Annotated in this window: 25 protein-coding genes; 20 read left to right on the top strand and 5 right to left on the bottom strand. The window is 59.2% G+C overall.

From position 1 onward, the window contains the following. Positions 1-578: 578 nt before the first annotated feature. A complete protein-coding gene (locus MUO32_RS26430) occupies positions 579-827 on the bottom strand; it encodes a hypothetical protein (RefSeq protein WP_257951354.1) in 249 nt (82 codons plus the stop codon). A gap of 166 nt (positions 828-993) precedes the next feature. On the opposite strand from MUO32_RS26430, the gene MUO32_RS26425 reads away from it, so the two are divergent. The 5 genes from MUO32_RS26425 to MUO32_RS26405 all read left to right on the top strand — a co-directional run bounded on the left by MUO32_RS26425 (position 994) and on the right by MUO32_RS26405 (position 3,570). After that, positions 994-1,224 (top strand): hypothetical protein, encoded by a 231-nt coding sequence (locus tag MUO32_RS26425; RefSeq protein WP_257951353.1) that lies wholly within the window; start codon positions 994-996, stop codon positions 1,222-1,224. Positions 1,225-1,312: 88 nt separating this feature from the next. Then, entirely contained in the window at positions 1,313-1,630 is a 318-nt protein-coding gene (locus MUO32_RS26420; RefSeq protein ID WP_257951352.1) for a hypothetical protein, read from the top strand. Between the two features lie 37 nt (positions 1,631-1,667). Further along, complete coding sequence (locus MUO32_RS26415; RefSeq protein WP_257951351.1) at positions 1,668-1,976, top strand: hypothetical protein; 309 nt, start codon at positions 1,668-1,670, stop codon at positions 1,974-1,976. Positions 1,977-2,159: 183 nt separating this feature from the next. Then, on the top strand, positions 2,160-2,981 hold the full coding sequence (locus MUO32_RS26410) for a hypothetical protein (RefSeq protein ID WP_257951350.1): 822 nt from the start codon (positions 2,160-2,162) through the stop codon (positions 2,979-2,981). After that, a complete protein-coding gene (locus MUO32_RS26405; protein WP_257951349.1) occupies positions 2,959-3,570 on the top strand; it encodes a hypothetical protein in 612 nt (203 codons plus the stop codon). Before MUO32_RS26410 ends, MUO32_RS26405 begins: the two co-directional genes overlap by 23 nt. A gap of 186 nt (positions 3,571-3,756) precedes the next feature. Here the strand turns inward: MUO32_RS26405 and MUO32_RS26400 are convergent, their stop codons facing one another. Together MUO32_RS26400 and MUO32_RS26395 are read right to left on the bottom strand one after the other, a co-directional pair. Next, positions 3,757-4,074, bottom strand: coding sequence for a hypothetical protein (locus tag MUO32_RS26400; protein WP_257951348.1), 318 nt, complete (start codon positions 4,072-4,074; stop codon positions 3,757-3,759). A gap of 108 nt (positions 4,075-4,182) precedes the next feature. Continuing rightward, complete coding sequence (locus tag MUO32_RS26395; RefSeq protein WP_257951347.1) at positions 4,183-4,662, bottom strand: thermonuclease family protein; 480 nt, start codon at positions 4,660-4,662, stop codon at positions 4,183-4,185. A gap of 508 nt (positions 4,663-5,170) precedes the next feature. On the opposite strand from MUO32_RS26395, the gene MUO32_RS26390 reads away from it, so the two are divergent. Genes MUO32_RS26390 through MUO32_RS26360 form a run of 7 tightly spaced genes read left to right on the top strand, consistent with a single transcriptional unit; the run spans position 5,171 to position 8,257 of the window. Continuing rightward, the gene (locus tag MUO32_RS26390; RefSeq protein WP_257951346.1) at positions 5,171-5,569 is read left to right on the top strand and encodes a hypothetical protein; all 399 of its coding nucleotides are present in this window, start codon (positions 5,171-5,173) and stop codon (positions 5,567-5,569) included. Positions 5,570-5,586: 17 nt separating this feature from the next. After that, entirely contained in the window at positions 5,587-6,108 is a 522-nt protein-coding gene (locus MUO32_RS26385) for a siphovirus Gp157 family protein (RefSeq protein WP_257951345.1), read from the top strand. A gap of 2 nt (positions 6,109-6,110) precedes the next feature. After that, positions 6,111-7,034, top strand: coding sequence for a phage recombination protein Bet (bet, locus tag MUO32_RS26380; protein ID WP_257951344.1), 924 nt, complete (start codon positions 6,111-6,113; stop codon positions 7,032-7,034). A gap of 2 nt (positions 7,035-7,036) precedes the next feature. After that, on the top strand, positions 7,037-7,477 hold the full coding sequence (locus tag MUO32_RS26375) for a recombination protein NinB (RefSeq protein WP_257951343.1): 441 nt from the start codon (positions 7,037-7,039) through the stop codon (positions 7,475-7,477). Next, positions 7,474-7,647 (top strand): hypothetical protein, encoded by a 174-nt coding sequence (locus tag MUO32_RS26370; RefSeq protein ID WP_257951342.1) that lies wholly within the window; start codon positions 7,474-7,476, stop codon positions 7,645-7,647. Before MUO32_RS26375 ends, MUO32_RS26370 begins: the two co-directional genes overlap by 4 nt. Beyond that, positions 7,644-7,829 (top strand): hypothetical protein, encoded by a 186-nt coding sequence (locus tag MUO32_RS26365; protein ID WP_257951341.1) that lies wholly within the window; start codon positions 7,644-7,646, stop codon positions 7,827-7,829. The genes MUO32_RS26370 and MUO32_RS26365 overlap by 4 nt, the downstream gene beginning before the upstream one ends. After that, positions 7,829-8,257 (top strand): DUF968 domain-containing protein, encoded by a 429-nt coding sequence (locus tag MUO32_RS26360; protein ID WP_257951340.1) that lies wholly within the window; start codon positions 7,829-7,831, stop codon positions 8,255-8,257. Before MUO32_RS26365 ends, MUO32_RS26360 begins: the two co-directional genes overlap by 1 nt. Before the next feature lie 29 nt (positions 8,258-8,286). On the opposite strand, the gene MUO32_RS26355 is transcribed toward MUO32_RS26360, so the two are convergent. After that, positions 8,287-8,421, bottom strand: a complete 135-nt coding sequence (locus MUO32_RS26355; protein WP_257951339.1) for a hypothetical protein — start codon at positions 8,419-8,421, stop codon at positions 8,287-8,289. A gap of 119 nt (positions 8,422-8,540) precedes the next feature. Here MUO32_RS26355 and MUO32_RS26350 point away from each other — a divergent pair, with 119 nt between their 5' ends. Genes MUO32_RS26350 through MUO32_RS26315 form a run of 8 tightly spaced genes read left to right on the top strand, consistent with a single transcriptional unit; the run spans position 8,541 to position 11,867 of the window. Then, a complete protein-coding gene (locus tag MUO32_RS26350; RefSeq protein WP_257951338.1) occupies positions 8,541-8,906 on the top strand; it encodes a hypothetical protein in 366 nt (121 codons plus the stop codon). Beyond that, positions 8,903-9,619: a Lar family restriction alleviation protein gene (locus tag MUO32_RS26345; RefSeq protein WP_257951337.1), complete on the top strand. Its 717-nt coding sequence runs from the start codon at positions 8,903-8,905 to the stop codon at positions 9,617-9,619. The genes MUO32_RS26350 and MUO32_RS26345 overlap by 4 nt, the downstream gene beginning before the upstream one ends. Beyond that, positions 9,612-9,851, top strand: coding sequence for a hypothetical protein (locus MUO32_RS26340; protein ID WP_257951336.1), 240 nt, complete (start codon positions 9,612-9,614; stop codon positions 9,849-9,851). Before MUO32_RS26345 ends, MUO32_RS26340 begins: the two co-directional genes overlap by 8 nt. 36 nt (positions 9,852-9,887) lie before the next feature. Then, complete coding sequence (locus MUO32_RS26335) at positions 9,888-10,523, top strand: hypothetical protein (protein WP_257951335.1); 636 nt, start codon at positions 9,888-9,890, stop codon at positions 10,521-10,523. Next, positions 10,516-10,698: a hypothetical protein gene (locus MUO32_RS26330; RefSeq protein ID WP_257951334.1), complete on the top strand. Its 183-nt coding sequence runs from the start codon at positions 10,516-10,518 to the stop codon at positions 10,696-10,698. The genes MUO32_RS26335 and MUO32_RS26330 overlap by 8 nt, the downstream gene beginning before the upstream one ends. Next, complete coding sequence (locus tag MUO32_RS26325) at positions 10,695-10,955, top strand: hypothetical protein (protein ID WP_257951333.1); 261 nt, start codon at positions 10,695-10,697, stop codon at positions 10,953-10,955. The genes MUO32_RS26330 and MUO32_RS26325 overlap by 4 nt, the downstream gene beginning before the upstream one ends. Beyond that, a complete protein-coding gene (locus tag MUO32_RS26320; protein WP_257951332.1) occupies positions 10,952-11,185 on the top strand; it encodes a hypothetical protein in 234 nt (77 codons plus the stop codon). The genes MUO32_RS26325 and MUO32_RS26320 overlap by 4 nt, the downstream gene beginning before the upstream one ends. Continuing rightward, positions 11,178-11,867: a hypothetical protein gene (locus MUO32_RS26315; RefSeq protein ID WP_257951331.1), complete on the top strand. Its 690-nt coding sequence runs from the start codon at positions 11,178-11,180 to the stop codon at positions 11,865-11,867. Before MUO32_RS26320 ends, MUO32_RS26315 begins: the two co-directional genes overlap by 8 nt. Before the next feature lie 233 nt (positions 11,868-12,100). Here the strand turns inward: MUO32_RS26315 and MUO32_RS26310 are convergent, their stop codons facing one another. Further along, a complete protein-coding gene (locus MUO32_RS26310) occupies positions 12,101-12,334 on the bottom strand; it encodes a DUF982 domain-containing protein (RefSeq protein ID WP_257951416.1) in 234 nt (77 codons plus the stop codon). Between the last annotated feature and the right edge of the window lie 28 nt (positions 12,335-12,362).

The following is a 12,362-nucleotide window of genomic DNA, read 5'->3' as shown; positions in this document are numbered from 1 at the left end:
ACGGCTGACCGAGAGGTATCCCGCTTGGTCGAATGACCGCTCCAAGATATACAAGGCCACCAAAGAAAAGCGGAAGCTGTCAGCCGAAGAACTTTATCAGATCGCTGACGTAACCGGACATCCGATTCCAGACTCGGTCATCTCTCTCGCCGGCCCAAATCCCGAAGCTTCTTTGGCGAACGCCCTAGAAGAAGCGCGGTCAGCCGCGACGCCACGGCTGAAGAAAAACGCACCATCCGATCGCGTTCGTGGACGGGCCGCAATCCTGGCGTTGATATCCAGAATTGACGGCCTCACTCCTCGGAACATCGACATTATAATGTCGACCATCATAACGCAGTTGGAAACTAATCCAGCGACCAAATCATCACAGTCCGATGCTGATGATCAACCTTCGACCTCCACTCTCCGCCGTGAATCTTCGTCATCTCGGCGACAATCCTAGCCGCAGCTCTGTCTATGGCGGTTGCCGGCTCTAGTTGAGGACCACCTGCGAGATCGCGAAGCTTTGCGACCGTATCCTCATTTCGAACAGGCGGCGCGGTGGCGTACCGTATCGCCATGATGCACGAGCCCTCCTAGATCGGCTGCATGTTGCTGACTTCCTCCGGCTTTTCGGCGCCATGGAAATAGATAAGCTTAGGCTCTCCGAAGTCGCCGCTTTCCGGGTCCCCCTCCATCACGGTCGCGAACACCATGGGCTTGGTCAGCGCCAGGCGCTCGGCCATCCGCTTCGCATGCATCACGCTATTTACCTGGACTGCGATATCGGCCTTCATGCCGCGCTTAGCCGGTGAGAAGGATTGAACCACGAAAAACTCTGCCATGTTCATGCCCCTTGTGCTTTTTGAACTGGGCGCAACATGCATTGAAAACCAGAACGGAACAAGAACATAATTAGGAAAATAGTCATACTCGTCAACGGCTACCAGATGTTACGACTGCACGCATGGGGAGTCGCTTTTTCTTGTCCGCGAACGGAATCGCGCTATCGTGAAATTGCATCCGGGGGGAAGAGCGATTTCTGAAAAGCGCAAACAGCAAAATCGTTTCGCGACGCGCGACGATGGCACGGGCAGCCTCGCGGTCTACGACATATTCACTGGCTTCACAGCCCAGGTGAACGGAATTCCGCTAGATGGACTTGACGAGACGGTGGCGATCGATGTGTCGAAGCTGCTGAACGCCGAATACATCGCCAGACGCAAGGGGACGACGCATTGAGGGTACTTTACTCATCCCCTCGCCGATGGCTCGCCGTGGGCGTCATTCTCGCCATCCTGCTCGCCACTGGTCTTACCGTTGGCCTGCCATGAGCAAGCATCCTGAATTCATCACTGAGCTCATCCGTGCGGCGAACAAGATCGGTGAGCTCGAGAAAGGTGAAATACTCCGCCTGCTAGGTCGCGCCTACGTGACCATCCTTGAAGGTCGAGAGCAAGCCGGCATCCCTCCCAGCGGTGGCAACCGTGACGCGGCGATCGATGCTAAAACCGCAACTGGCCTCGTTGAGACGCTTTCCGATAACGAGGTCAGGGTACTGCTGCTCGACGCGGCGGAAATGATCCGGACCCTCAAGATCGTACTCGACGCCAAGGATGAGGTTTTGAACGAGGAGAAAGAGACGTGAACGCCGAGTACATCGCCAGACGTAAGGGAACAACGCATTGATCAAGACCATAGCCATTACCGGCATCCTGATATCCGGCCTGTCACTGCCAGCTTCGGCGGCGCTCTCCGGATTTTACGACAGCGGGAAGCAGATCTCGACGATCCTGACGAGCGAGGCCGTAGGGAATGCGCTGCGCCAGGCCCCGATTGGCTCTGTCTCCAACACCGGCACACGCGAGGACGGCGCACACGAATGGGAAGTGCGAACCCAGGAATGCGACCTGAAGGTTTACCTCGTGCCGAACGAGCCGGTGGGGGTCGGAAAGGTGACGTACACGGTCGAAGTACCGCAGGCTTGCGAATAGCGAGACGCAAGGGGACGACGCATTGAGCGGCGTGTTCGATGCTGCGCGAGAGTTGATTGAGGTTCATCTACGCCCGGATGGAGTCGGATGATTCGTTTGAAAACACCCCTCCGCTCAACCGACTGTAACGAAGCCTTTACCAAGCCACATTACCAATGTAGCCTCCTGGAAGGAGGCTAAGCGATGGATGAGCCGCTTCGCAATTGCGAAATCCGACTGATTATCAAGCCTGCTGACGCGCCGGCTGATTCGTCGCGCCTAATTCCAGCGAGAGTTCTGCATCGAACGTTTACGTCGGTACTTAACGCACTGAAGTCAGCTGACGCCGAGCTTCACGGACGGAAGCACCGAAGTGAGTTCTTCATCTCCAATCTAGCCATGTCGTCCAACATACTGGAGATGCGAGAGCACGCGAGAACTAACGGGAGCGCAGTCGAACTGCTGCGAAATGTGGCCGGCTCTGTCTACCGCAGCGAGTTCGGTCGCGCGACGGAGTACCGGAAGCTTGCACAGTCGATAGTCTCGCTTGGGAAAGCGATCGATCCGGCATACCCGGCTGTCGCGGTGTTCGAGACGGACGTGATCCCGTTTGATGAGTTTTTCGCACGCCAAGCTGAGCGACTCGGCAAAGCAATGTCGCCAGATTCGCTGAAAAGTCGGTTCCATGTTGGCGGGGTGCTGGGATCATTCGACGGGACGCTTGGGAACATTGATTACCGAGGCACGACGTGGGTGGGTCACCTGGTTCTACCAGGCGGTGGCGCGCAGATTGAATGCGTCTTCGACAGATCAAAAGGGGAAGACGCGTTCAATCCATACGGCAACAAGCGCGTTACAGTTAGGGGCCGCGCGATTTACACAGGCGATAGCCAACTCCCCGAACGCATGGAGGTTTTTAGCGTCGAGGAAGTGCCGCTGGCGCGAGAAGCGAGCGATATTCGGGGATCACTTGAGGGGAAGCGCTTTCTTGGCGCGATAAACATTGGCAACACGAACATCCAATAGCACCGATCATTTCATCGATACGAACGTGCTCTTAGTTCATGCAAACAATGCCTCGGGCGAGTTTGCAGGCGACATCGCAAAGATCCTATCTGACGCGACGGGTATGAACCCGTCTCGAAGGCTCTGGGTGAGCAGCGTGCTGTTTGCTGAACTGAGACCAAGCAGCTTTGTGCCGGGCACGTTTGCCACCCTTGATGATCTTGTCCGATACATTCGGTCCATCGCTACCGTCGTGAACCCCGACCCCTACACGATGCTTCGCGCCGCCCAACTTCGCGACTTTAAATGGTCGCGGTCGCCATCGAAACGAGCCAAGGATGAGAAGACGCGATGCATGACGCTTGGTGACGCCATCCATTTATCCTCCGCGTTGTACGTGAAAGAGGCAATGAACGTTCCCGACTTGGAATTTCTGACTTTCGACAATAGCGCGGACAAAAGTGTCGAAACCGACCCCGACACAAAGTCGCTTCCTCTATTGGCCCTTGACGAATACACCCACGATATTAGCAGCGATCCAGATGTGTACGCTGTGGTAAGCTTACCTCGCATACGGCCCATGTTGCGACAAAGCACGCTATCAATCTGAATACGACTGCCACCCATCCTTTAGCCCGCCCTCACCGGCGGGCTTTTCCGTGGGCTTGGAGAGAAAGCGGGCGGCCGCTCGCGATATTCCTATCAGCGCAGGCGGCCGCCCCTCCCCGCGAAGCTGTGTGCCGCTTACGAAAAAGGCCCCCTCGCAGGGGCCTCCTCATCTCGAATGTGGTTCGCCTTAGTTGTTGCCGGCCCAATCACAGATACGGGTATCCCCCTCACTGCGGGGCGTCGCGCCGTTCGTCGAGCAATCGGCCTTCATCTTCGCCCGCTGCTCATCTTTCAGCCCAGCCCAGTTCTTGCTCCACTCCGCTTCGGGGCGGAAGGTGCGGGCCTTCGCATCGCTATAGAAAACGTTGGCCGTCGGCTCATCCATCTGCATAGCCTGGTCCATGGCGTTCGTCGTCGAGCCGGCGTTTGACGATGAATCCTGCGCGAAAGCAGTGAAACTTACGAGGGTGGCGGCGGCGGTAATCGTAGCGAGCTTGGTGAACATATTCTTCTCCTCATAGGCGGAATATTCCGCGTGGTGACAGAACACGAAATGGCGCCCAAGGTTCCTCGCTAATTGAGACGGCACTTATGCGGGCGTTTTCGTGGGCGCTCAGCACCAAGGCTCTCGCCTGCCACTCCAGGTCCTGGCCAACCCTTCTGCCACGAGTTGGTCGCCAAGCGACCGCCCATCTCGCACGACAACGCGGAGCTTGCGACCGTACTTGTCTTCGTCTCGCCCCGACGCTACGAGCTCAAATGGGCCGGTATTCAGCAACTCTCGCAGCCTATCCTTAGCGCGATGGCCAAGGGCTCGTTCGCTCTCGCATTTGGGCTCGCCGATTTCAGGTGTGTCGATATCGGCTATGCGGATCTTCACGCCTTCGATCCAGATCGTGTCGCCATCCACGACACACGTTGTGCGGACAGTGCCGACGCAGATTGGAATGTTACCAATCGACTGAAGCGCCGTTGCCGACAGTGGCGCACTCGCTTCAGCACTGAATTTGCCCCAAGCAAGCACACCGGCAAATACAGCACCGCATGTCCCACCGACGATCCACAGGAACAGTCCAGTTGACATCTCGCGCATCAGCGCCCCCCCGGAAGTTGCTTCAATCGCGTGTACACTTCCGCTTGGATGCGCTGACCGTGCCGTTGTGGCAGAGGAATTTCCCATCGCTGGTGCACGACTTGATCCCACCCTTCTTGCCGGAACACGGTTGATTTTTGGCCTCAACAGCCGGTGCTGTGGCAAAGGCCAACGCAACAGCAGCGACGATGACGTGGCGAATCCTCATAGCTCCCCTTCCCTTGGTTGTGGTGGATACTATCCGGACGCTACGTGAAGTCGAGAGCTGGCCCATCAAAAGGGCTCTTCTCAGATCAAGCCGTCTGCCGTGACCGGCGGACTTATTCGTTTCTGCCCCCTCACCGGCCGGACGATCCAGCCGGTTTTTCGTGTGGTGATTCTAGCAGGTTAGAATCGGCCGTCAAAGTTTGTAGCCACTGTCGCTACATTTTTTCTTGCATAATGTAGCTATATTCGCTACAAAACCCTCATCACCTCCCGACCACCGGGAAAGACGAGGAAGCCACCCATGCAGACCGAAGCAGACCGCATTGCCACCCGCGTCGCTCAGGAACTGAGCAAGCCACATGGCTACATGGTCACCCGTCTCTGGGTGATGGACGCCGCCGGCCTCTACTATGCCGGTAAGGGCGAATTCTCTTACGAGCAGGATGACGCGATCCAGTTCGAGGATGAGGCGGAGGCCGAGGAGGCTTCCGAGCGTCACCCCGGCACGACAGTTGAGCGCTTCGAGCGCTGGTCTCGGTATCCAGATCTCGTTGCGGACCCGAAGGATCGCGCCCTCTCTGAAGCCCTCAACTTCGTCCAGCACTGGCGCCGTGACCGAGACGTCAACCTCGCGCCGACGCTCGAGAGCCTTAACCACGTCGAGACTGTTCTGCGGAACGCGATCGCTTCCGCCGCCTGAGACTGTTGGAGCTTCCTATGTCTGCCGCAGAACACTCCATCGCCCGCCAAACTGAATATGCCAAGCGCCTTCTGGCCGATCTGCGCGCCAGCGGAGACGACGGCGACGCCGAACTGGTCGCCGACACCATTGAAGGCGAGACCGGCCTTCATGAAGCAATCGAAGCGGCCCTTGCCGAGATTGACGAGTGCGACGTCATGGTCGCAGGCCTCAAGGCCAAGGAAGCCGAGTTCGCCAGCCGGCGCGCCGCCGCTGAATCGCGGATTGAACGCGTCCGCGCCATGATCGAACAGGCGATGCTGGCGACGGAACAGACATCGTTCCGACTGACCACAGGCACCGTCACGCTGACCAAGCGTGCCGCCGGCCTGATCGTCACCAACGAGGCGGACATCCCCGGAGAGTTCTGGGTCGAGCAGGAGCGCCCCGCACCCAAGCTCGACAAGAAGGCCCTGCTCCGCGCCCTCAATGACAAGCGAACCGTTCCAGGCGCTGGCCTCGACAACGGCAGTTTCAGCCTTTCCGTCCGGAGGAAGTGATCATGAACGCAATCACGAAATTCGACCTGACCGCCCGCCAAGTTTCGTTGGTCAAGGATACCGTTGCGAAGGATTGCAACGCCGACGAGTTCAACCTGTTCATGGAAGTGGCGCGCGCCAAGGGGCTCGACCCGTTCCTCGCCCAGATCATCCCCATGGTCTTCTCCAAGGGAAATGCCGCTAGGCGGAAAATGACGATCATCGTCAGTCGCGACGGCCAGCGCGTTATTGCGCAGCGCTGCGGCGACTACCGACCGGCGTCCAAGCCCCCGCTGTACGAAGCCGACAAAAGCATGATTTCTCCCCTGAACCCGCAGGGCATCATTTCGGCAACGGTCTATCTCTGGAAGCAGGACCCGAAGACCAGCGACTGGTACGAGGTCGCCGGTCAGGCGTTCTGGGAAGAGTTCGCGCCGGTCAAGGACGAATGGTCCGAGGGGCAGGACGGCCGCAACCACAAGACCGGAAAGCAAAAGCTGGACGATTCCGGCAACTGGTGCCGCATGCCACGGCTGATGATTTCGAAGTGCGCCGAGATGCAGGCGCTGCGCGCCGGCTGGCCTGAACAGTTCACCGGCCTCTACGATGAAGCCGAGATGGATCGCGCCAAGGTGCTGGACTTGTCCGCAACTGAGATCGTCGAGCACGACAAGCAGGAAGGCCGTCTCAAAGCCGTCGGCGCCAAAGATGCAATAACCGTAACCTGGGGCGACGGCTGGACGCTCGAAAACGTTCCGCTCGGCCAGTTCGCCGACCGCGCGCTGGAGTTCGTCAAGAACGAGACCCCGGATACCGTCGCCAAGTGGCGCGACGCAAACCGTGAACCGCTCCGAGAGTTCTGGGCACGCAGCCCCGGCGACGCGGTTTCGGTGAAGAAGGCGATTGAGGCCAAGATCGCCGGCAATCACGTTCTGATGGCTGGCTGACCATGGAAAAGCAGCGCTTCACCCTCATCAACGACAAGGTGCGCCGCAACGCGGTCAATGCCGTCATCCAGGCAGCAGAAGGTTGCTCTGTTGCCATCGGCCCGATCACGCGCAGCGGCGGGCAGAATGCGTTCTTTCACGCGATCTGCACTGACCTCGCCCGCTCAAGCCTGACTTGGGACGGGAAGCGTCGAAAGGCTGACGAGTGGAAGGTCTTGCTGGTGTCAGCCCACACCGTGGCGACTGACGGCGAAGTCGATCTCGTGACGGGCCTTGAAGGTGAGCCGGTCAACATCCGCGAGAGCACCGCCCGCATGTCGGTGAAGCGGGCCGCCAGCCTCATCACCTACGCGATTGCCTTCTGCGACGCGAATGGCGTCCACCTGACCGAGACCATTCGTGGCGGCTTCCACGAGGCTGCGAACGATAGGAGAGTGGCATGATCGCCTCCCTCATCGCCTACGCGCTGAGCGCTCTGTGCGTTTTCTTATCGACCGCCAGCTTGGTCTTGTCGTTCACCCGCACGGGCACCGAAAGCATTGTCGCCCTCGGCTGCGTCTTTGTCTTCGGCATCGTCGCCTGGGGCTTCGCTTTCCTAGGGAGCGTCACATGACCGAAGAACAGCGCCGCATGCTCGCCGCCATGGTCAAGAAGCACCCCGATATGCGGGTGAAGACCCTGATGGGCAAGATCGAAACACAGATCAAGGTCACCCAGCTCCGCAACGAGATCGGCTGCCGCCCCGAGCGCGCAGAAGCGCAGAAGGAAATGCTTTCCGGACTGGAGTGGATGTGATGGCTATGCGCATAAACACCGCGGCATTCCGCACCGAGCCCGAGCCGCCGAAGCGCCGGCCGAAGAAGCGCAGCGACTATCTCGCGTTCCTCCACGAGCTGCCGTGCGTCGTCACCGGTCGCATGGGTGTTCAGGCTGCCCACCTCTCCTACGCCAATCTTTTCCATGGCCATTTCGGTCGGGGCAAGCAGACCAAGGCGCCGGATCGTTTCGCCCTGCCCCTCTGCCCCGAAGAGCACGCCGCGCAGCACGCCATGAACGAGCGAACCTACTGGGAAAGCAAGGGCATCGAGCCGCACGCGCTGGCAAACACGCTGTTCGGGCTCTGGAACGACTACGACGAGCCCGAGGCCCTCACCTATTGCACAAACCGCATCATGCAGGGGCTTGCGATTGCCGGTCGGCTGTCAGCTAGGGGGCCAGCATGACCGAGGTGCAGAACAGCTTGGCCGGTAGATCAGGCGCGAGAGTTGGTCGCGAGGTACTTCGCGATGATCAACTGCTCAACCCGCACCGTGGCGCGATGGAATGTGACCGCGAACGCCACAGCCTTCTTGATGAACCAGCCGGTGATCCGATTTCGAACTTTCATCTGGCTACCTCCATCGCATTTTGCGGACAATCTGCGGAAGAAATGCCGGGGGGTGAATTTTGTTCCCACTCAACTTGTGGTGACGCATGAACTCCCCCTCAGAGACCATAGAGAAGGCAATGGAAGGCGTGACACATCCCGACGCGCCGGAGTGGATCGCTGTTGCTCAGGACGGCAACGGCCCGAACGGCGGGTTCTGGACCTGTGCCGCCGCGACCACCGAAAGCCCCCGCTATATCCGCGCCGATATCTACGCCGCCCTCGCCCTCAAGCTAGAGGCGATGCAGCGGGAGACGGCGGAACTGCGTTCGCTTCTATCCCGAGCTGAGGAATACATCATCGACGGCGTCACCAATGCGAAGGCCGACGCCGAGATGAATGCGGCATACCCCACCAGAGCCACACGATACAACGCAGCGCTTGAGGAAGTGCGTCAGCTTCACGCCGATGTTTCCCGCACCCTCATCCAGGGAGAGAAGCCATGAAGATCGAACTGAAGCCGTGCCCGTTTTGCGGCGGCACCAACATCTGCCCGAGCAGTTGGGATATCCAGTGCTACGATTGCAAAGCCACGGTACCCGGCGAATTCCATCTATCTGCGCCATTCTGGAACCGTCGCGCCGCTCTTGCTGAACAGACGCAGCAGGGGGTGGATGAAGCCGCGATCATGAAGGCGTACAACGCTGGTTTTGAGGCGTCGTCATCCGGGTTCAACTTTGAGTATTGCGAAGACTATGAGCAGAGCAACGAGTTCACGGCAGAACGCGCAGGAACCGTTCGTGAAATCGCCGCCGCCCTTGTCGATGTCCCGGCGGTAGAGAGCGAGCCGGTGGCGTGGCAGCCAAAATATAAGCAGGATGTGATTGATCATCACCGGATCATTGGTGACGGCCTGTGGGAATACGCAATGACCGTCTATCCGACCAAGGCACAAGCCGAAGGTTATGGATACGGTGGTCACGAAGCTCGCCCCCTCTACGCCCACCCTCCCCGTTCCCTCTCCAACGAGGGACGCGAGACAATCAATCTGACCGTCAAAGAAGCCGAGAACCTGGCGGCGCGTCTCGAATTCGAAGCCTTATGGGATAAATGCGACGGCTACCACTCCATCAAGAACCAGCTTCTAGCCCTCTCCACCCGTAAGGGCTCCGCAGGGGATGGTTCCGCCACAGGTACGACCGGAGGCGACCATGGCTGAAAAGCACACCGTGCATTGCCGCGCTGGCGGCAAAGTCGTGATCGACGGCGACCGTGTCGAGATCCACCTTCCGGGTCCGATCGTGGTTCGCCGGCAATCATGGACCATCCATCTGTCGCCTGCCGAAGAGGCGCGCCGATCCATTTCCCACAACACCATAAGCCAGCCTGAAAAGATGCTCGAAGAGGCATTCCAGGCCGTGCCGCAAGTCGTTCACCACGAGGAGGACTGACCATGGCCACCATCGACGCGACCGGGGGCCAGGACAATGGCTGATCGTCCCATCCTTTTCAGCGCGCCGATGGTCCTTGCGCTGCTCGACGGCCGCAAGACCCAGACTAGGCGCATCGTAAAGCCCCAGCCTGATCAGCTGCTGGAGGGGCAGTTGCCGAAGCAGCTGCGAATTACTGTCGACGATCGCCTTTGGGTGAAGGAGAACCACGCCATCGTGCCCCGCACCGCTTATCGGATGAGCGAAGGCGTGCAGCAAACATTGCGCCCTGACGATGACCACGACGCAGCCGTCTACGCTGCGGATTGGGAACGTTCAAAGCCGGGCCGCTGGCGCCCGTCGATCCATATGCCGCGCTGGGCATCCCGTCTGACGCTGACCGTCACCGACGTCCGCGTCGAGCGGTTGCAGAGTATCAGCGAGGTAGATGCTGTCGCTGAAGGTTGTTTCAAAGGAAAAGCGTCAGGCCGCGTCTTCAACAATTCAGCGGCTATGCACCTAGGCGGGGACGAGTGGGCGACCGCGCGCGATTGGTACGCCGATCTTTGGGAGAGCATCAACGGCGACGGTACGTGGGACGCAAACCCGTGGGTTGCCGCCTACACCTTCACCGTCGAGCGCCGGAACATCTATGCGCCCGCCCTCTCAGCGAAGGACGCCGACCATGGTTGATCTCGTGAGCATCCCGCACGACCCCACTCCAGAAATGGAGACGGTCGGCGCCGGCGAACTGGCCCGGCTCGCCGAGTCCGGCCTTGATGACCGGGAGATCTGCGACGTCATCTATCGCGCCATGGTCGATGAGTTTCTGTACCCCACCACAGCAGCGAAAGGCGGTGCGGAATGATCCTCACGAAGGAGATGGTCCTTTCAGCCGTCGACAAGGCGTGCAGCCCATCCACAAACTACATCCGCGACCAGCTTCGCAGGGAGAACCAAACCGGGTTTTCGCCCGCTCTCGTTCTCTCCAGGCTGAAAGCTCTTGAGGCCGACAAGCTCTTGACCCGCTCCCGATATCCCAACGGCTATTACGGATACACTTGGAAGTTCACGGAAGCCGGCCGCGCCGCCATCAACGCCAAATCTGGAAAGGATCAGCCATGACCATGGCTTACATCCGCAACGCCTATCGCGTACCGGCGAAGCGCGGAGGCCGGGTGGAATACACCGGCAACAAATCCGGTTCACGCCTCGGCACGATCATCGGCACCTATAGTGCCAAGCTCAAAATCCGTCTGGACGGCGAGAAGCACGGCGGAAGCTACCATCCGACTTGGAAGCTCCGCTATCTCGATGCGGCCGGCGACGTGCTGCCAGGAGGCGACCATGGTTGATCAGCTGCAGTATCGCCCGTTCGATTATGACGACTGGGGCATGATCCGGAACGGCGATGGTTCTATGCATGCCACTGTGCGCCGGCCGGAAGCATTCGAAGGCGAATTCGATCAGCACCGCACAGAGCAAACGGACCCGTTCGCTGACCTCGCACGGCGCATCATCTTTTTTGACCAGCTGGAACAAGAGAACGCCGAACTGCGCACCGGCATCAAGCGTCTGTCTGATGAGGAGGAGCTTTGCGCCGAGACCACAGGAAACGATCCGTTTTCCATGGTCTACCTCGCCGCGAAGCTCGCGAAAGCCGAGGCCGAGGTAAAGGCACTCCAGATCGACGCCAGCAATCATGCTGCCGACGCCGAAACCGTGCGCCGGGAGCGCGATGCTCTGATCCTCGCCAAGGGCTTTGAAAAGATCGGCTACGTCACCGCTGGCGAGCTTGCCCACCTTCGCCTCGGCGTTTCGTGCATCGACCTCTTCGGCGAAATCGCTCCTGCCGGCTTCGAGATGGTGCCTGTCTTCGTCCCGGCCGCCCTCAATGCAAATGGTCCGGCAAGCGTTGGAGCGCTTCCGGACCGCGGTTCAATCTCACATAGGGATATGGATACGGAAATGAACGAGGCAACGAATACCACGGCCATGAAGGCCGCGCCAGATGTATGCGGAGGTGTGAACCAATGAACGACAACCTCGCTATTCTGGGGCGTCGACGGGCTCTGACGGCGTCGCTCGGTTACCGGACGACGGACGCTGCAGACGAGCTTCCTTCAGTTTACGTGTCTTCTCGTCCCGCGCTTTCTTTTCCGCTTCTGCGATCTCCCGGGCAACGCGTGCGCTCTCATCAAGATCACCCCACAACGACCGATATGCCGGACCAGGTGTATTCGTGCTCATTGGAGATGCTCCGGCGTTCGTCAGTTCATGTAGCAATGAACTTCTTTAGCGGCAGCAAGGAAGTCGCGACGAGCAACCTCGGCATCGGCGCGGCCTTCAACCGCTGCCTTGCACGTAACTTTCGCTTTGACAAAATCGGGGCCAGAGCGATTGGGCCAGTTGTCAATGAGATAGATCAGCGCTTCGAAGGGCCCTTCCACTTTTCGGGTCCCAATTGTCCCAAGCTGAATTTCGATTGGCTCTTTCCATTCCATCTTCAACATTGGCGCCCTCCCATATTTT

This window comes from Shinella sp. CPCC 101442 (genome assembly GCF_024704725.1).
In the GTDB taxonomy this organism is placed as follows: Bacteria; Pseudomonadota; Alphaproteobacteria; order Rhizobiales; family Rhizobiaceae; genus Shinella.
The sequence above is the reverse complement of the archived record's forward strand: the minus strand, read 5'-3'. Positions and strand labels throughout refer to the sequence as shown.

Coding starts and splice junctions, on each gene's coding strand:
- MUO32_RS26355 (WP_257951339.1), bottom strand. CDS start 8,421: ATGAAAGTTCGAAATCGGATCACCGGCTGGTTCATCAAGAAGGCTGTG.
- MUO32_RS26315 (WP_257951331.1), top strand. CDS start 11,178: ATGGTTGATCAGCTGCAGTATCGCCCGTTCGATTATGACGACTGGGGC.
- MUO32_RS26365 (WP_257951341.1), top strand. CDS start 7,644: ATGACCGAAGAACAGCGCCGCATGCTCGCCGCCATGGTCAAGAAGCAC.
- MUO32_RS26400 (WP_257951348.1), bottom strand. CDS start 4,074: ATGTTCACCAAGCTCGCTACGATTACCGCCGCCGCCACCCTCGTAAGT.
- MUO32_RS26375 (WP_257951343.1), top strand. CDS start 7,037: ATGGAAAAGCAGCGCTTCACCCTCATCAACGACAAGGTGCGCCGCAAC.
- MUO32_RS26345 (WP_257951337.1), top strand. CDS start 8,903: ATGAAGATCGAACTGAAGCCGTGCCCGTTTTGCGGCGGCACCAACATC.
- MUO32_RS26395 (WP_257951347.1), bottom strand. CDS start 4,662: ATGCGCGAGATGTCAACTGGACTGTTCCTGTGGATCGTCGGTGGGACA.
- MUO32_RS26310 (WP_257951416.1), bottom strand. CDS start 12,334: ATGGAATGGAAAGAGCCAATCGAAATTCAGCTTGGGACAATTGGGACC.
- MUO32_RS26360 (WP_257951340.1), top strand. CDS start 7,829: ATGGCTATGCGCATAAACACCGCGGCATTCCGCACCGAGCCCGAGCCG.
- bet (WP_257951344.1), top strand. CDS start 6,111: ATGAACGCAATCACGAAATTCGACCTGACCGCCCGCCAAGTTTCGTTG.
- MUO32_RS26420 (WP_257951352.1), top strand. CDS start 1,313: ATGAGCAAGCATCCTGAATTCATCACTGAGCTCATCCGTGCGGCGAAC.
- MUO32_RS26330 (WP_257951334.1), top strand. CDS start 10,516: ATGGTTGATCTCGTGAGCATCCCGCACGACCCCACTCCAGAAATGGAG.
- MUO32_RS26390 (WP_257951346.1), top strand. CDS start 5,171: ATGCAGACCGAAGCAGACCGCATTGCCACCCGCGTCGCTCAGGAACTG.
- MUO32_RS26340 (WP_257951336.1), top strand. CDS start 9,612: ATGGCTGAAAAGCACACCGTGCATTGCCGCGCTGGCGGCAAAGTCGTG.
- MUO32_RS26410 (WP_257951350.1), top strand. CDS start 2,160: ATGGATGAGCCGCTTCGCAATTGCGAAATCCGACTGATTATCAAGCCT.
- MUO32_RS26335 (WP_257951335.1), top strand. CDS start 9,888: ATGGCTGATCGTCCCATCCTTTTCAGCGCGCCGATGGTCCTTGCGCTG.
- MUO32_RS26370 (WP_257951342.1), top strand. CDS start 7,474: ATGATCGCCTCCCTCATCGCCTACGCGCTGAGCGCTCTGTGCGTTTTC.
- MUO32_RS26320 (WP_257951332.1), top strand. CDS start 10,952: ATGACCATGGCTTACATCCGCAACGCCTATCGCGTACCGGCGAAGCGC.
- MUO32_RS26350 (WP_257951338.1), top strand. CDS start 8,541: ATGGAAGGCGTGACACATCCCGACGCGCCGGAGTGGATCGCTGTTGCT.
- MUO32_RS26325 (WP_257951333.1), top strand. CDS start 10,695: ATGATCCTCACGAAGGAGATGGTCCTTTCAGCCGTCGACAAGGCGTGC.
- MUO32_RS26430 (WP_257951354.1), bottom strand. CDS start 827: ATGGCAGAGTTTTTCGTGGTTCAATCCTTCTCACCGGCTAAGCGCGGC.
- MUO32_RS26385 (WP_257951345.1), top strand. CDS start 5,587: ATGTCTGCCGCAGAACACTCCATCGCCCGCCAAACTGAATATGCCAAG.